The 14926-nt window shown below is 72.0% G+C and carries 13 protein-coding genes; 6 read left to right on the top strand and 7 right to left on the bottom strand.

The features are described 5' to 3' along the window. The 5 genes from G5C51_RS32100 to G5C51_RS32080 form a co-directional block, all read right to left on the bottom strand. The coding region (locus G5C51_RS32100) for an MFS transporter (protein WP_165242559.1) at window positions 1-1033 on the bottom strand (1033 nt) is incomplete at its 3' end. 3 nt (window positions 1034-1036) lie between these two features. Further along, on the bottom strand, window positions 1037-1186 hold the full coding sequence (locus G5C51_RS32095) for a hypothetical protein (protein ID WP_165242557.1): 150 nt from the start codon (window positions 1184-1186) through the stop codon (window positions 1037-1039). A gap of 51 nt (window positions 1187-1237) precedes the next feature. Beyond that, window positions 1238-2497: a sigma-70 family RNA polymerase sigma factor gene (locus G5C51_RS32090; protein WP_165242555.1), complete on the bottom strand. Its 1260-nt coding sequence runs from the start codon at window positions 2495-2497 to the stop codon at window positions 1238-1240. Continuing rightward, window positions 2494-2835 (bottom strand): YciI family protein, encoded by a 342-nt coding sequence (locus G5C51_RS32085; protein ID WP_165242553.1) that lies wholly within the window; start codon window positions 2833-2835, stop codon window positions 2494-2496. Before G5C51_RS32085 ends, G5C51_RS32090 begins: the two co-directional genes overlap by 4 nt. Before the next feature lie 2 nt (window positions 2836-2837). Beyond that, window positions 2838-3434 carry a YciI family protein gene (locus G5C51_RS32080; protein ID WP_165242551.1) on the bottom strand — a complete coding sequence of 199 codons (597 nt, stop codon included), beginning with the start codon at window positions 3432-3434 and terminating at the stop codon, window positions 2838-2840. 85 nt (window positions 3435-3519) lie between these two features. Here G5C51_RS32080 and G5C51_RS32075 point away from each other — a divergent pair, with 85 nt between their 5' ends. Then, window positions 3520-3924, top strand: a complete 405-nt coding sequence (locus G5C51_RS32075) for an MmcQ/YjbR family DNA-binding protein (protein WP_165242549.1) — start codon at window positions 3520-3522, stop codon at window positions 3922-3924. On the opposite strand, the gene G5C51_RS32070 is transcribed toward G5C51_RS32075, so the two are convergent. Then, the gene (locus tag G5C51_RS32070) at window positions 3866-4591 is read right to left on the bottom strand and encodes a CPBP family intramembrane glutamic endopeptidase (RefSeq protein WP_206314562.1); all 726 of its coding nucleotides are present in this window, start codon (window positions 4589-4591) and stop codon (window positions 3866-3868) included. The genes G5C51_RS32075 and G5C51_RS32070 overlap by 59 nt on opposite strands. Window positions 4592-4825: 234 nt before the next feature. Between G5C51_RS32070 and G5C51_RS32065 the strand changes: the two genes are divergently transcribed. The 4 genes from G5C51_RS32065 (at window position 4826) to G5C51_RS32050 (ending at window position 10753) form a co-directional block, all read left to right on the top strand. Then, the gene (locus G5C51_RS32065; protein WP_165242545.1) at window positions 4826-6247 is read left to right on the top strand and encodes a hypothetical protein; all 1422 of its coding nucleotides are present in this window, start codon (window positions 4826-4828) and stop codon (window positions 6245-6247) included. A gap of 1 nt (window position 6248) precedes the next feature. Continuing rightward, complete coding sequence (locus G5C51_RS32060) at window positions 6249-7412, top strand: ARPP-2 domain-containing protein (RefSeq protein WP_165242563.1); 1164 nt, start codon at window positions 6249-6251, stop codon at window positions 7410-7412. A gap of 103 nt (window positions 7413-7515) precedes the next feature. Next, window positions 7516-8535 (top strand): glutamine synthetase, encoded by a 1020-nt coding sequence (glnII, locus tag G5C51_RS32055; protein ID WP_165242561.1) that lies wholly within the window; start codon window positions 7516-7518, stop codon window positions 8533-8535. Between the two features lie 118 nt (window positions 8536-8653). Beyond that, complete coding sequence (locus G5C51_RS32050) at window positions 8654-10753, top strand: phosphoinositide-specific phospholipase C-related protein (RefSeq protein WP_165242543.1); 2100 nt, start codon at window positions 8654-8656, stop codon at window positions 10751-10753. A gap of 1 nt (window position 10754) precedes the next feature. Here the strand turns inward: G5C51_RS32050 and G5C51_RS32045 are convergent, their stop codons facing one another. Beyond that, window positions 10755-14537: a GH92 family glycosyl hydrolase gene (locus G5C51_RS32045; protein ID WP_165242541.1), complete on the bottom strand. Its 3783-nt coding sequence runs from the start codon at window positions 14535-14537 to the stop codon at window positions 10755-10757. A 153-nt stretch (window positions 14538-14690) separates the two neighbouring features. On the opposite strand from G5C51_RS32045, the gene G5C51_RS43850 reads away from it, so the two are divergent. Beyond that, window positions 14691-14816, top strand: a complete 126-nt coding sequence (locus G5C51_RS43850) for a hypothetical protein (RefSeq protein WP_276617690.1) — start codon at window positions 14691-14693, stop codon at window positions 14814-14816. The last annotated feature ends 110 nt before the right edge of the window (window positions 14817-14926 follow it).

Here is a 14926-nt window from a genome sequence, read left to right as displayed (position 1 = left end):
GAGACAGCCCGGCGCGGCCCGCGCCCGCCGCCACCGGGCGCGGGCCGCGCCGGGTGACCACGGCCTGGCCCGCGATCGAGCCGACGAGGGTGAGCACCGGCATCACCACGTTGTAGAGGCCGAAGCGCAGCGGCGAGAGGCCGAGCACCACCTGCCCGTACTGCGACAGCGCGTACGACATGCCGAAGGCGGAGCCGCCGAGCAGGAACATCACCGCGTTGCCGCCGGACACCGACCGGGACTTCAGCAGCCGCAGCGGCACCAGCGGGGCGGCGGCGCGCGCCTCGATCCGTACGAACACCGCGAGCAGGGCCGCGGTGGCCGCGAGCAGTCCGAGCGTCTGCGCCGACAGCCAGCCGGCGCGCGGCGCCTCGACGATCGCGTAGACGCACGCGACCAGCGCCAGCGTGACGGCGGCGGCTCCGGCCGGGTCGTACGCCTTGAGGCCGCCGGTCCCCGCGCGGCTCTCGCGCAGCAGGACGGGGCCGAGGGCGAGGAGGAGGGCGGCCACGGGGACGTTGAGGAAGAAGACCCACTCCCAGCCGAGGGCGCCGGTGAGCGGGCCGCCGATGAGCAGCGCGGCGGTGGCGCCGAAGCCGCCGGCGGTGGACCAGATGGCGAGCGCGCGATTGCGCTCGGCGCCCTCGGCGAAGGTGTTCATCAGGATCGACAGCGCCGTGGGCGCCATGACGGCGGCGGACAGGCCCTGCACCACCCGCGCCGCGACCAGCACGCCCGCCGACCAGGCGAGCCCGCACAGCAGCGAGGAGACGAGGAAGAGCGCGGTGCCGGCGAGGAAGACGCGGCGGCGGCCGAGCAGGTCGGCCGTGCGGCCGCCGAGCAGCAACAGCCCGCCGAAGGCGAGCAGATAGGCGCTGAGCACCCACTGCGAGCGGCCGGGCGCGAAGTCGAGTTCGGCGGCGATGGACGGCAGCGCGAGCAGCACGATCTGCGCGTCCAGGATGACCATGAAGCCCGCGAGGCAGAGCAGCCCGAGCGCGTGCCAGCGGCGGGGGTCGGGGGTGGTGGTCATGGGTCAGCCGCCCAGGCGGACGCCGGCCCGGACACACAGCGCGTCCAGCTCGGCCAACGGGCGGTGGTCCACCCATGGCCGGCCGCCGGGGGCAGGCGGGGCGGTGCGGCGGGCCGGCAGCAGCTGAACGAAGCGGCGGATGGTGGCGGTCATGAGAGCCTCCGTGATGTCGTCGGATCCTTCCGACCCACCGACGAACGAGCCCTACACTGATCGACACTCCGCGAGCCGCTTTCGCAGAAATTTCCGCTCGGCGTCGTTCTCCACCAGCTCCAGCGCCTGCTCGTACGCCGCGGCCGCCGCCGCCAACCGCCCCTGCCGGCGCAGCAGATCGGCCCGCGTCGCCGGCAGCAGGTGATATCCCGCCAGCTCGCCGCCCTCCTCCAGCCGCGCCACCATCGCGAGCCCGGCCGCAGGACCGTCCGCCATCCCCACGGCGACCGCCCGGTTGAGCCGCACCACGGCCGACGGCACCCGCCGCTCCAACTCCCCGTACAGCGCGGCGATCTGCACCCAGTCGGTCTCCGCCGCGCTCGCCGCCGTCATATGGCAGGCGGCGATGGCGGCCTGGATCTGATACGGGCCGGGCCGCCCCCGCCGCAGCGCACCGTCGAGCAGCGCCTCGCCCTCCGCGATCCTCGACCGCTCCCAGCCGCCACGGTCCTGCTCCTCCAGCGTGACCAGCTCCCCGGCCGCGTCCACCCGCGTGCCCCGCCGCGCGTCGTGCAGCAGCAACAGCGCCAGCAGCCCGACCACTTCGGGCTCATCCGGCATCAGCCGCGCCAGCACCCGGGCCAGCCGGATCGCCTCGTCGCTCAGACTGCGCCGGATCAGATCGGCGCCGGCGGAGGCCGCATACCCCTCGTTGAACAGCAGATAGATGACGCCGAGCACCCCGGACGTCCGCTCCGGCAGCAGATGCGCCGGCGGCACCCGGTACGGGATCCCGGCGTTACGGATCTTCCGCTTCGCCCGCACCAGCCGCTGCGCCATCGTCGCCTCGGGCACCAGGAATCCCCGTGCGATCTCCGGCGTCGTCAGCCCGGCGAGGGTGCGCAGCGTCAGCGCCACCCGCGCCTCGATCGGCAGCGCGGGGTGGCAGCAGGTGAAGATCAGCCGCAGCCGGTCGTCGCTCACCCCGCTGTCCGCGCCGTCGTCATCCGGGTCGTACGGGCCCTCACCACGCGCCAGCACCGCAGCCTCCCGCAGCTTCCGCTCCCCCACCGCCTGCCGCCGCAGCACGTCCATCGCCCGATGCCGCGCCGTCGTGGTCAGCCAGGCACCGGGCCGACGCGGAACACCATCGCGCCGCCACCGGTCCAGCGCCTGCGCAAAGGCATCCTGCGCACACTCCTCGGCCAGGTCCCAGTCCCCGGTCACCCGAATCAACGTGGCGACAACCTGCCCCCACTCCTCCTTGAACGCAGCGGCAACCGCCGCCTCGACGTCCTGGGCCGAGCTCACTCCCAGACCGGCCGGACTTCGATCGACTCGCCGGCCAGTGCGGCCGGGTGCCGGGAGGCGAGGGCGATGGCCTCATCGAGGTTGTCGACCTCGATGATGTCGATGCCGGCCACGTACTCCTTGGCCTCGATGAAGGGGCCGTCGCTGAGCAGCACCTCGTCGCCCTGGACGCGCACCGTGGTGGCGTCCTCCGGGGGCCGCAGCCGCGCGCCGCCCTTCATGATGTCCCGGCGGCGCACCTCCTCGCCGTACGCGGCATACCGCGGGTCCTGCGCGAGTTCGTCGGGGCTCTGCTCCTCGCCGCCGACCGGGGCGCAGATGAACAGCACGTATTTCATGGTCACTTCTCCTCGGCCGAGATGTGCTGGTGGACGATCCGCCAGTCGTCGCCGATGGCCCGGAATCCGCTGGTCACGCGATACGGCCCGACCACCGCGTGGCTGAACCCGGAGTGCTCGTCGGCCTCGACCCGCAGCTCCGTGGCCCCGGCCCCCTGGAGCACCTTCGCCGGCCCGTACACGACGGCGTCCGGCGCATAGCAGGCGGCCACCTGGCCGTCGTCCCCCTCGGTCAGCACACCGTGGATCCGCCGGATCTCATCCGCCCCCGCCGGCGGGTAGTAGAGCGCCCGCACCTCGATCGCCCCGTACGGCGCCACCGGATGCGCGGCCGCCGCCGCCAGCGCCTGCCCGAGCGTGTCGCACTCGACGATGTCGTAGCCGGCGACCTGCTCCTTCGTCTCCGCGAAGGGGCCGTCGCTGCGCAGCACCTCATCGCCGCGCACCCGCACCGTGACGGCCTCGCCGGCCGGCCGCAGCCGGTCGCCGTGCAGCCGGTGCCCGCGCCGGGCCCCGTACTCCTCGATCCACGGCTCGATGGGGGCCATCCCGGACGCGTCGACCGAGTCGTCACCGCAGATCAGCAGCATGTAGCGCATGCCTTCTCCTCTCGCTCGCAGTGGTTCCTTCACCCCACCGACGAACGGCCGGGCGCCGATCGACACCGAGCGACATAATTTCCGTATGACTCCGGAAGCGCTACGCGCAGCCTGCCTCGACTTCAACGGAGCCGCCGAGGAGAACCCCTTCTCCCGGCATCCCGAGGTGACCACCTTCAAGGTCGGAGGCAAGATCTTCGCCCTCACGACGCTCGACGACAAGCCCCTGACCGTCAGCCTGAAGTGCGACCCGGAACTGGCCCTGCGGCTGCGCGCCGCGCACCCGGACGCGATCGTCGGCGGCTACCACCTCAACAAGCGCCACTGGAACACGGTCACCCTCGACGGCTCGGTCCCCGACCGCCTGGTCCGGGAGATGATCGAGGACTCGTACGACCTGATCGTGGCGAAGCTCCCGCGCGCGGACCGCGTCAAGCTCGACTGGCCGGGCGAACGCGAACGGGAGCGTGAGCGCGAGAGCGACGCCTGACGGCCCACGCGGCGGCGTACCCGAGCGAGTTGGTGGCGGCGTGCAGCAGCGCCGGCGCGATGACGCTGCCGCTGCGCCGCCGCAGCGCGGCGAAGAGCACCCCGGCGGCCGCGGTGGTCACGACGGCTGAGACCGCCGCCCGGACCGGCGAGGGCGGCACCCCGGCGGCCGCCGCCTCGGCGAGCGCTGGATTGGCCGCGACCAGATCCCGCGACGGCAGGATGTGCCACAGCCCGAACAGCCCGGCGGCCACGGCATCAGCCCCGACCTCCCCGCACGCCGGCCGCAACAGCGCGGGCAGCACGGCCCGGAACCCGGCCTCCTCCAGCACCACGGTCCCGAACGGCACCTCCACCAGCGCCTGCCGCGCCAGCCCGGCCCCGGTGCCGGCGGCCCGGTCGTCGTCGAAGAGCACGCGGGTACGGGGCGCCGCCACCCCGGCGGCATAGACCGCCCCCACGACCCCGGCGGCGACCGCGCCGTGCCGCAGCCCCTTCCCCGACGCCCCGAGCCCGAGCTCACCCCGGGTGCACCCGGCCCGCCGGGCGATCACGATCAGAACCCCCGTGGCCGCCAGCGACACCGGCACCCCGGCCACGCCCCGCACCCGATCCCGTACGACCCCGGCCACAGCCAGCACCCCGACGGCCCCCGCGACAGCCCGCATATCGCCCATCCCGCAAAAATCTCATGCGCGGCGGGCGACAGCGAACCGGCAGCCCCGAGCCCGGCCCACCGGGAAAAACCTCGCGCTCGCGACGAACGGCCGGCGCTACGCTGGCACCGCCGGCCGCGGGACTCCAGTGCGACTTCCGGAACCCGCCTATGAAGCGATGATTCGCAGCTCGTGCTCTCATTCCCCGGCCGGCACCGAACCAGGGGGACAGGGAGCAGAACGACCATGGAGGACACCCGCGCCGGCCTCGTGGCCGCCGAAGACGTGCTGCTCTTCGTCAATGCCGCGATCACCGCCACCGGCCAGCGCGAGTTCCGCTCCGACGCCGCCGAGCAGCACCTCTCGCTCGACTTCCTGCACCGGTACGTGCACGGCAACTACCGCGACCTGTACGCCGCCGCCCTCGCCCTCGACATCAACGACCACAACGCGGCCCGCATCATCCTCCGCCTCCTCCGCACCGCCACCGACGCGACCCCGGAGCAGCGCACCACCGAGGGCCGCCTCATCGCCCGCCGCCTCACCCACACACCCCCGCAGCGCGTCTACCGCCTCTTCCGCGACATCCGCGCCGCCCGTATCAACAACCGCCGCACCCGCGCGATCATGCGCGACTGGCTCGCCCACCGCCCCGACCCGGCCTTCGACGCGGTCAAGTACCGCACGGGCATGAAGACGGCGACCCGGCACAGCCACCTCTCCCCCACCGCCGAGCTCGGCGACTTCCTCTTCGAGCCCCGCCGCCGGATCCGCTACGACCACCCGCTCCTGGACGCGTACCGCCGCGCCCGCTACGAGCAGGCCGCGATCTACGAGCTCCCCTTCACCACCGCCGAGGGCTTCGCCGCCAAGCACCGCATCCCGCGCCGCGCCTTCCTGGAGCGCATCACCCCGCGGCTGACCCGCCTGGAACGACTGCGGCTGCAGGAGTCGGCGCGGACGCACAAAGCCGAAAACATCGCCGCCGACCTCACCACCATGCCGCTGACCCGGCTCGCCTCGTACGCCCTCGCCCTCCCCCTCGACGACCGCGTCCGCCGCCGCGCCGAGCTCACCACCGCCCTGCGCGCGGCGGCAGCGAAAGCGGCCGGCAGCGCGGCGGGCACCTGGCCGCGCACGGTCGCCGTCCTCGACGACAGCTTCTCCGCGTCCGGCTCCACGGAGAAGCGCCGCCGCCCGCTCGCGGTCGCCGTCGCGACCCACTTCCTGCTGGAGGCGCTCACCACCAGCGCCACCTCCCTCTGGACCTCGGGCCGCACGGACGCCCTCCTCGCCCGCCCGTACGGACCCACCCCGCTCGGCGCCCGCATCCTGGACGCGCTCGACCGCTCCCCGGACCGGCTGCTGATCGTCTCGGACGGCTGGGACAACGCCCCGCCCGGCCTCGCCGCCGAGGTGCTCCGCGTCTGGCGCACCCGGCTCGACCCGACGGGCCGCACGGACGTCGTCCACCTCAACCCGGTCTACGACGCCACCGGCTTCGACGTCCGCCGCCTGGCCCCGTCCGTACCGACGGCCGGCATCCGCAACGCCGAGGACCTCCCGGCGCTGGTGGAGCTGGCCCGCTTCGCGGCGGGTCATACGGACCTCGCGGAGCTGCGCGCGCACCTCGACACCCGGGTACGGAGCTATCTCGCCGATGACTGACATGACTGACCAGGGCCAGGGCCAGGGCCAGGGCCAGGACGCCAAGCCCGGCCTCGGCCTCGACCTCACCGGCCTGGCCACCGGCCCCGCCCAGGTCTGGGGCGCCATCCGCCTCGTCCCGCTCCTCCGCGCCGAGCCCATCGACGACCTGCGGCTGCACCCCGTCCTCTACGACGGCCCCGGCATCGTCGACGTCGGCGACGGCACCGTCTATACGGCCTACATCCCGCACGGCCTCGTCGCCGACTGGACCCGCGACGGCACCCCGGCCGCCGCGTACGGCACCCAGCTGGGCGCCGCGGACCGGCCGGCGGAGGCGATGCGGCTGCACTTCCACCGCCGCATGGCCAAGCGCGAGGCGAAGACCCGCGTCCGCTTCCTCCCGCTCCACCTCGCCATGGAGGGCTATCTCGCCCTGCACTTCGGCGGCCCCACGATCCTGTGGGAGGAGTGGTCCCGCCGCGCCGTCGGCCGCGGCCTGTCCCCGCGCTCCGAGCGCGCCTACACCGGCGCCGAGGTGCCAGGTCTTGAGGACGCCCTCCGGATCTTCGAGATCCACCCGGGCCAGTGCGGCGTCCTCGTCTACGCCGCCGACGCCCTGGCCGCTGCCTTCGCCGTGCCGCACCCGGACGACTACCGGCTGCTGCACCCCACCCTGGTGCAGGACATGTTCGGCGAGCTGATCCACCACTACGCGCACTTCGGCGGCCCGGTGCGGGACTTCACGGTCCGTATCGACGCCGACGGCATCGACTCCCTCGCGCGGCTGCGCGCCGCGGCCGAGGAGCAGGAGACGGCGTGGTCGGACTTCCACGACAACGTGATGGCGGCGGGGCTGCCGGCCAACAGCCCTGGTTACCGCTTCCAGCGGGTCCGCCGGATGCGCGGCTCGCGCTTCCGGCTGGTCCGCTTCCTGCCGCCGTTCGAGCGGCAGACCGAACAGCACATCGGCGAGGCGATCACGGACGACCGCGGCCGGATCGCGTATCTGAAGACCTTCCGGCTGTCGGAGAACCAGGTCCGCCGCGGCCACCTTCTCACCTCCCTCGCCGCCCACGAATGGAGCATCGACGCCACGGCGGCGGCCCTCGGCACCACGCCGGACGCGCTGAAGGCCCGGGTCAGCCGCCTCGGCTTCGGCTCTCTGCTCCGCGGTGACGGGTGAGCTGGCTGCGTTACATGGGGTTCACAGTCGGGCAATCGACGAGAAATCGCAGGTTGCCAGAGTGCGCCGTAGTGAGACCCTCCTCCCCGCAAAGGACGGCGCCGTGACGTACAAGGCCGAATACATCTGGATCGACGGCACCCTGCCGACGGCCAAGCTCCGCTCGAAGACGAAGATCCTCGCCGACGGCGCCGAGCTGCCGATCTGGGGCTTCGACGGCTCCTCCACGAACCAGGCCGAGGGGCACGCCTCCGACTGTGTGCTGAAGCCCGTCTTCTCCTGCCCGGACCCGATCCGCGGCGGCGACGACGTCCTCGTGCTGTGCGAGGTCTTCAACACCGACATGACCCCGCACGAGTCGAACACCCGCGCCGAGCTGCGCGAGGTCGCCGAGCGCTTCGCCGCGCAGGAGTCGCTGTTCGGCATCGAGCAGGAGTACACCTTCTTCCAGGGCTCGCGCCCGCTGGGCTTCCCGGAGGGCGGCTTCCCGGCGCCCCAGGGCGGCTACTACTGCGGCGTCGGCTCCGACGAGATCTTCGGCCGCGACGTCGTCGAGGCGCACCTCGAGAACTGCCTGAAGGCCGGCATCGGCATCTCCGGCATCAACGCCGAGGTCATGCCCGGCCAGTGGGAGTTCCAGGTCGGTCCGCTGTCGCCGCTGGAGGTCTCCGACCACCTGTGGCTCGCCCGCTGGCTGCTCTACCGCACCGCCGAGGACTTCGGCATCTCCGCCACCCTCGACGCGAAGCCCGCCAAGGGCGACTGGAACGGCGCCGGCGCGCACACCAACTTCTCCACCAAGAAGATGCGCGAGAACTACGACGCGATCATCGCCGCCGCCGAGTCCCTCGGCGAGGGCGACAAGCCGATCGAGCACATCAAGAACTACGGCTCCGGCGTCGAGTCCCGCCTCACCGGCGCGCACGAGACCGCCCCGTGGAACGAGTACTCCTACGGCGTCTCCAACCGCGGCGCCTCGGTCCGTATCCCGTGGCAGGTCGAGCAGGACGGCAAGGGCTACATCGAGGACCGCCGCCCGAACGCCAACGTCGACCCGTACGTGGTGACGCGGCTGATGGTGGACACCTGCTGCACGGCGCTGGAGAAGGCCGAGCTGGTCTAGGACACACCCGTCAGGGGCGGTCGCCGGATCTCGGCAGCCGCCCCTGACGTGTGTCCGCCTCCGCCGATCGGCGCAGCTCAAGTCGCCCGTCCCGCACCGGTCACCAAGGCTGGTGATCATGTGGAATGGGACGACAAGGCGCAGCAGATGGGCCGCTCGCGGCAGCGCCGCGCTCTGCGCCGCCCTGCTCCTCGGCACCATGACGCTGATCTTCTGCCGCGCCACCGTCGCCGACCCCGACTTCTACACCCGCGCGGTCAGCGACGCCGACGGCTACCAGCGCGTGTACGACGAGGTCCTCATCGACCCCGAGGTCCGCGAGGAGCTCCGCTCCGGCGCCGCAGGCGTGCCGCTGCGCTCCGACCTCGTCATCGACAACCTCCCGCTACTCGCCCCGCCCTCCGTCCTGGAGCGGACCACCGAGCAGGCCGCCCGCTCCTTCGTCGGCTACGCGTCCGGCGACGGACCCGCCCCCTCCCGCGAGGCGCTGCTGCGCCCGCTGGCCGGCGGCGCCGAGCAGGTGGCCCGGCAGCACCTGATCGCCCTCCGCGCGGACACCGACGCCGCCACCGCCGCCCGCCTCACCACCCTCGCCCGGCAGCTGCAGCAGGTCCCGGGCCAGTGGGAGGCGAACAGCGGCGCCCCGCTCACCGACTATCTGCGGCCGCCGCTGCGCTCCTTCGTCCACGAGACCTGGGACCCGCCCGTAGCGCAGCGCCTCTACGACCGCATGCTCGACCCGCTCCTCAACTCCCTGGAACCGGCCACCGAGGACGCCAAGCCCCCCTCCCTCGACCGCCCTGCCACCCCGCCGCCGCGCGAGCAGCCGCCCTGGCTCACCACGGCCCGCCCGGTCTTCGCCCTGGCCACCGCCCCGTACACCCCGTACGCCGCGGCCGCGCTGCTCGCCGCCGCCTTCGCGCTCGCCCTGCACACCGCGCGCCGCGCGGGCCGTACCGCCCGCTACACCGCCGCGCTGATCTGCGGCACCGCGGCCGGCGCCGCGGCCCTGGTCGGCGCCGAGGTGTGGTGGCTCGGCCCGGCCCCCGACGAGCTGCTCCCCTCCGGACTGCCGCCGAGCCTGCACGCGCTGCTGGCCGACGTGGTGCGGGAGTTGTACGGATCCGCCGCCCTGGTCTGGTGGCGCGGCGTCGCCGTGCTCGCCGCGCTGACGCTGCTGCTCGTGGTGGTACGGCGGGCCTCCCCGCGCCGCTGGGGCCTGCGGCTCACGGCGGCGGGGGCGGTGGCGTCGGCGCAGCTGGTGCTGCTGCCGACGGCGATGCCGGCCGCGCCGCCCGCGGAGCTCGCGAGCGGCCCTGCCGACCGCCGCCCCTGCAACGGCAGCGTGGAGCTGTGCGACCGCCCGTACGACCGGGTGGTGCAGATCGGCACCCACAACGCCATGGCCACCGTCGCGGACGGCTTCCTCGGCGCCCACCAGGACCCGTCCATCACCGGCCAGCTGGATATGGGCGTACGGGCGCTGATGCTCGACACGCACCGCTGGGAGACCGGCAGGGAGCTGCTGCCCGCCAACGCGATGATCTCCACCGGCACCCGGCGGACCCTGGTCAAGGCGGTCGACGACGTGGTCTCCAAGCGCAAGGGCGCCTGGCTGTGCCACGGCCCGTGCCGGCTGGGCGCGACCCGGCTGACGACACAGCTGCGCGAGCTGCGCCGCTGGATGGACGCGCATCCGCGGGACGTGGTGACGCTGGTGGTGCAGGACGACGTCAGCGCCGCCGAGACGCGGCGGGCGTTCCGCGCGGCGGGACTCGACGACTATCTGCGGAAGCCGCCCGCGCCGGGCGCCGCATGGCCGACACTCGGCGAGATGGCCGACTCGGGACGGCGGCTCGTCGTCTTCCCGGAGTCGGCGGACGGGCCGATGCCCTGGTACCGGAACTTCTACTCGTACGCGGTGGAGACCCCGTACGAGGCGACCGACGCGGAGTCGCTGACCTGCGAGCCGGCCCGGGGCGGCGACGACCGCAGCAAGAAGATCTTCCTGCTGAACCACTTCGTGACCCGCGAGGGCGGCGCCGACCGGGCCGAGGCGGCCCGGGTGAACGCGGCGAAGGTGATCGAGGCGCGGGCCCGGGTGTGCGCGAGGGCGCGCGGGCGGCTGCCGACGATCATCGCGGTCAACCATGTGACGCTGGGCGACGCGATGGCCGCCGCGCGGCGGCTCAATGCCGAGCCGCCGCGCGGTGGTTGAGCTACCGCAGCAGCTCCATCTCCGTCAGCATCCCGCCGCCGTCCGCGGCCACCAGCCGGTAGTGCCGGTACGTCCCCGGCTCGGCGATGCTGAAGGGCCGGGTCTGCTTCGCCCAGGCGAAGGACTCCCCTGACCGCTTGTCGAGGTCGGTCCACTCCTTGCCGTCGGCGGAGCCCTGCAGCACCCAGCCCTTCGGCGCCTTGTCCGGTTCCGCGGACGAGGTAAGGGTGTACTGGACCGCCTTCGTGTCGCCACCGACCGGCAGGTCCACCGTGGTGGCCTCGCCGCCCGTGTCCGAGGTGTTGTCGAAGAGCGGGCCTTCGCCCTTGAGGGCGTCCTCGCGCGGCGACGGCACCGCGTCGTCCTCGGTGATCGACACCGGCCCGGCGTCCTTCCCGGAGCCCCACTTGGACGGCTTCGGCCCCATGTCGAAGACCAGCTCACCGCCGTTGGCGATCTCCTCGTGCGGGAGGCCGGTCTTCGTCCACTTCTTTCCGTTGACCGTGAGTCCCTGGACGTAGATGTTCTTGCGGCTGTTCTCCGGCGCCTTGACGACCAGGTCCTTGCCGCCGTCCAGGTGGACGGTCATCTTGGTGAACTGCGGTGACCCGATGGCGTATTCACCGCTGCCCATGACCAGCGGATAGAAGCCGAGCGCGGAGAAGAGCCACCAGGCCGACTGCTCGCCGTTGTCCTCGTCGCCGTGCAGGCCCTGCCCGATCTCATTGCCCGTGTAGAGCCGGTCCATGACCTCGCGGACCTTCTCCTGGGTCTTCCAGGGCTGACCGGCCGCGTTGTACATGTACGTGGCGTGGTGCGCGACCTGGTTGGAGTGCCCGTACATGCCCATCCGGACGTCCCGCGCCTCGGTCATCTCGTGGATGACGCCGCCGTACGACCCGGCGAACTCCTGCGACGCGGTCTCGGGTGTCGAGAAGTACTCGTCCATCTTCTTGCCGAGCCCGGCACGCCCGCCGTAGAGGTTGGCGAGGCCGCGGGAGTCCTGGGGTGCCGTGAAGGCGTAACCCCACCCATTGGTCTCGGTGTAGTCGTAGCCCCAGATGCGCGGGTCGTACTTGTCGCTCGGGACCCGCCAGCCGCCCTTCAGGTCGCGGCCCTGGAAGAAGCCGGCCTTGTCGTCGAAGAGCTTGACGTAGTCGCGCGCCCGGTTGAGGAAGTACTCCGCCTCCTCCTTGTAGCGCTCCTTTCCGGTCTTCTTGTAGAGCGCCTGGCCCATCCGCGCGATGCCGTAGTCGTTGAGATAGCCCTCCAGCGACCAGGACAGACCCTGGTCGGTCTCGGTGGAGGCGTAGCCGAGGAAGGGCGAGGTCTCCATGCCCTTGCGGCCGACGCCGGAGCTCGGCGGCACGGCGGTCGCGTTCTTCACGGCCGCGTTGTACGCCGCCTCCGCGTCGAAGGAGTCGACGCCCTTGACGTACGCGTCGGCGAAGGCCACGTCCGAGGAGGTGCCGGTCATCAGGTCCGCGTAGCCGGGCGACGACCAGCGGGAGGTCCAGCCGCCGTCCTTGTAGTGCTGCACGAAGCCGTCGACCAGCTCACCGGCCTTCTTCGGCGTCAGGAGGGAATAGGCGGGCCAGGTCGTCCGGTACGTATCCCAGAAGCCGTTGTTGACATAGACCTTCCCGTCGACGATCTTCGCGCCGGTCTCGGTCGGGGTGTCCGGCTTCTCCGCCTTGGAGAACGGGCTGGCGTAGACGTACTTGCCGTCCACCTTCTCGTGCCCGGCGTTCGGGTAGAGGTAGAGCCGGTAGAGGCTGGAGTACAGGGTGACCAGCTGGTCGTGGGTGGCGCCCTCGACCTCGACCTTGCCGAGGATCTTGTCCCAGGCGTCCTGGGCGCGGTCCTTGACGTCGGCGAAGGACGTGCCCTCAGGGATCTCCTGCTTCAGGTTCTCCTTCGCCTGCTCGACGCTGAGCAGGGAGGTGGCGATGCGGAGGGTGACCTGCCGGTCCCCGAACCTCATGTACCCCGCCACCCCGCTGTCGCCGACCTTCTCCCCCGACGTCGCGTCCTTGTCGAACTCGCCGTAGACGAACATCCGCGTCGCGCCGGTCGACAGCCCGGACTTGACGTCCGAGAAACCGGAGAACGTCCCGGAGTCCTTGTCGAGGGTGAGCCCGCCGTCCTTGGAGACGTTGTCGAAGATGACGCTCGCGTCGTCCCCGGGATAGCTGAAGCGCATCATCGCGGCGTGGTCGGCCGGGGTGACCTCGGCCTTGATGCCGTTCTCGAAGGTCACGCCGTAGTAGTGCGGCTTCGCCGTCTCCTTGGAGTGCTTGAACGGCAGCGCCCTGCCCTCGCGGGTCACGTCCGGGGTGCCGGAGTCGGCCGAGGGCAGCACCTGGAAGGTCTGCCGGTCGCCCATCCAGGGGCTGGGCTCGTGGCTGGCGGCGAGGGCCTGCATGGTGGGCAGGTTGTCGGCGTTGTTGCCGCGGGCGTACTCGTACAGCCAGCTCTTGGACTGGGCGTTGGTGACCGGCGTCCAGAAGTTGAAGCCGTGCGGGACCGCGGTGGCCGGGAAGGTGTTGCCGCGGGAGAAGGAGTCGGACGACATGGTGCCGCGGGTGGTGGACGCGTAGTCCGAGACCCGGTCCGGCGTCTCGACCGGCTCCGCGGGCTTGACCGCGATGTCGTCGACCCAGCCGCGGAACTGCGCGGGCCCCTTGTCCGAGTCGTACGCCACCAGCACCCGGTCCACGGTCTTGCCGGCGGCCACCCGGCCGATGTCGGCGGCGACGGCGTTCCACTGGTTGACGTAGAGCCGCTTGGCCGCACCCTGCCCCTGCGGGCTGAGCGCGCCGCCGTGGCTGTCGGTGGCCTTGAGCTCGCTCAGATACGTACCGTCGGTGAAGGCGAGATCCACGGCGGCATGGGTGGCCGGGTAGTTGAGGTCGGTCTTCTGCATCTCCGGGAAGACCTTGTAGGACAGCTCGCTGGTCTTGCCGACCTCGACATCGACGTCGAAGACCTTGTTGTACGAGTAGGCGCGGCCGTCCGGCTTGTGGGTGCCGGCGTAGCGCAGCGCGTGGGTGCCGGTGAAGCCGACGCCGCCCTTCGCGGTGGGCGAGCCGACCGGGCCGCTGTCGACGGTGGAGCGCATGTCGCCGGGCTCGGGCGGGGCGCTGCTGCCGTCGGAGAGCTGCACGTCGGCGAGCTGGAGCGCGTCCGCGGCACCGTTGTTGGCGGTGAATTCCAGCCGGTAGTGGGCGTACGCGTCCGCGCTGCCGATGTCGTAGATCTTCTGCTGGAAGCGCTCGGGGAAGCTCTGGTCCGCGCGGGTGTCGAGGGTGGTCCAGCTGTCGCCGTCCCTGGAGCCCTTGAGCACCCAGCCCTTCGGGTCCCGCTCGTCGTGATCGTTGGCGCTGGTCAGGGCATATTTGACGGCCTTGACCGGCTCCTCGAGCTCGAACTCGACCCAGGGTGTGGGCTCGGGCGCCAGCCACTTGGTGGCCGAGGTGGCGTCGATGAGATTGCGGGCCACCTCCCCTGCGCCGGTGTTCTCGCTGCTGGCCTTGACGCCGACGACCTTGTCCGAGATGTCACCCGGGAAGCCGGAGCTGAAGCCGCCGTCGACGCCGGACGCCTTCTCGGCGGTGTTCTTCCAGTCCGGCTGCGGCTGCCCGTCCTCGAAGGAGGTGGCGAACGACGTATCACCCGCCTCGTCGGGCTCCGGCGCCGCGAAGGCGGCCCCCTGGCCGCCCAGCAGCGCGAGCAGCAGCGCTCCGACCAGAGCGGATCTGTAGCGGCCTGCGGTACGCGTCATGTGCCCCTCCGCCGACAACGTTGTCAATGACGAGCCTCAAGGGAACAGTAATCACTCAAGTGACTAATGCTGTCAAGAGAGTTGGCTGTGGTGACAGGTAATTCGCGCGGAACCCCGCTCCACATCGCGTGACCGGTCTGCTTCAATGTGCACATGGCCAGCCACCAGAACACCGCCGCACCCGGTCGGTACGACCTGGAGCCGTTCTGGCCGTCCCGGCAGGAGAACCAGTACGACATGGAGTGTTGCCGCGCGTTCCGCCGCGCGGGCCGCTCGTAATTCCTCAGCCCCCCGCGCGCTCGACGTCCCTCCTGTGACCCGACGCGTGAAAGCCGAGACACCACCATGTCGAACTCGCAAGCTCTTCCTGCCCCTTCCCTCCCGACCGC

The sequence above is a fragment of the Streptomyces coryli genome, from assembly GCF_011044975.1.
Classification (GTDB): Bacteria; Actinomycetota; Actinomycetes; order Streptomycetales; family Streptomycetaceae; genus Streptomyces; species Streptomyces coryli.
This window is presented reverse-complemented; position numbering and strand designations above follow the sequence as displayed.

Excerpts from the sequence above, each read along its gene's own strand:
- G5C51_RS32095 (WP_165242557.1), bottom strand. The coding sequence starts at position 1,186 with ATGACCGCCACCATCCGCCGCTTCGTTCAGCTGCTGCCGGCCCGCCGC.
- G5C51_RS32085 (WP_165242553.1), bottom strand. The coding sequence starts at position 2,835 with ATGAAATACGTGCTGTTCATCTGCGCCCCGGTCGGCGGCGAGGAGCAG.
- G5C51_RS32080 (WP_165242551.1), bottom strand. The coding sequence starts at position 3,434 with ATGCGCTACATGCTGCTGATCTGCGGTGACGACTCGGTCGACGCGTCC.
- G5C51_RS32075 (WP_165242549.1), top strand. The coding sequence starts at position 3,520 with ATGACTCCGGAAGCGCTACGCGCAGCCTGCCTCGACTTCAACGGAGCC.
- G5C51_RS32070 (WP_206314562.1), bottom strand. The coding sequence starts at position 4,591 with ATGCGGGCTGTCGCGGGGGCCGTCGGGGTGCTGGCTGTGGCCGGGGTC.
- G5C51_RS32065 (WP_165242545.1), top strand. The coding sequence starts at position 4,826 with ATGGAGGACACCCGCGCCGGCCTCGTGGCCGCCGAAGACGTGCTGCTC.
- G5C51_RS32060 (WP_165242563.1), top strand. The coding sequence starts at position 6,249 with ATGACTGACCAGGGCCAGGGCCAGGGCCAGGGCCAGGACGCCAAGCCC.
- G5C51_RS32050 (WP_165242543.1), top strand. The coding sequence starts at position 8,654 with ATGTGGAATGGGACGACAAGGCGCAGCAGATGGGCCGCTCGCGGCAGC.
- G5C51_RS32045 (WP_165242541.1), bottom strand. The coding sequence starts at position 14,537 with ATGACGCGTACCGCAGGCCGCTACAGATCCGCTCTGGTCGGAGCGCTG.
- G5C51_RS43850 (WP_276617690.1), top strand. The coding sequence starts at position 14,691 with ATGGCCAGCCACCAGAACACCGCCGCACCCGGTCGGTACGACCTGGAG.